Consider the following 587-nt stretch of genomic DNA (forward strand, 5'->3'; position numbering starts at 1 on the left):
TGGTCTGACCCCATTTGGTGAGACAAAGAAAAAACACCTAGACAACATGTTTCCTATAAGCTATAGGTGACATGTTATCTAATTTTCTCTGAATCCGTTCATTATTATAGTAGTGGATGTATTCATCCACAGTTTGTATTATACTAGCATTATTCGATTGTTTTATATTTTGCGCATAGAATCCTTCGGATTTCAAGTGAGAATGAAAGGATTCTATGAGGGCATTATCATGGCAGTTTCCTGTACGAGACATGCTTGTGATAATGCCTTTTTCTTTGGCATATGTTTGAAATTGTTTTGATGTATACACTTTTCCTTGATCCGAATGTAAAATCGTATCAATCACATTTCGCTTTCTTAAAGCTTCTTTTAGAGTATCTAATACAAGAGAAACATCCTGTGTCTCACCTATTTTATAACTTATAATTTCATTGTTAAACCCATCTATAATAGATGAAAAATAAAGAGTCTTATTGCCGAACATCAAATACGTGATATCCGTGAACCATTTTTCATTAGGCTTGGTAGCTTTAAATCTTCGTTGTATTCTATTTTTAGCTACCACTGGTTCATGACCGAGTACAAAT

At 33.4% G+C, this 587-nt stretch carries 1 protein-coding gene; it reads right to left on the reverse strand.

Features of this window, described 5'->3' with window-relative positions:
- Nucleotides 1-37: 37 nt before the first annotated feature.
- On the reverse strand, nucleotides 38-587 hold a 550-nt coding region (locus tag BPMYX0001_RS26105), incomplete at its 5' end, for an IS3 family transposase (protein ID WP_033799780.1).

It is taken from the genome of Bacillus pseudomycoides DSM 12442, from assembly GCF_000161455.1.
Classification (GTDB): Bacteria; Bacillota; Bacilli; order Bacillales; family Bacillaceae_G; genus Bacillus_A; species Bacillus_A pseudomycoides.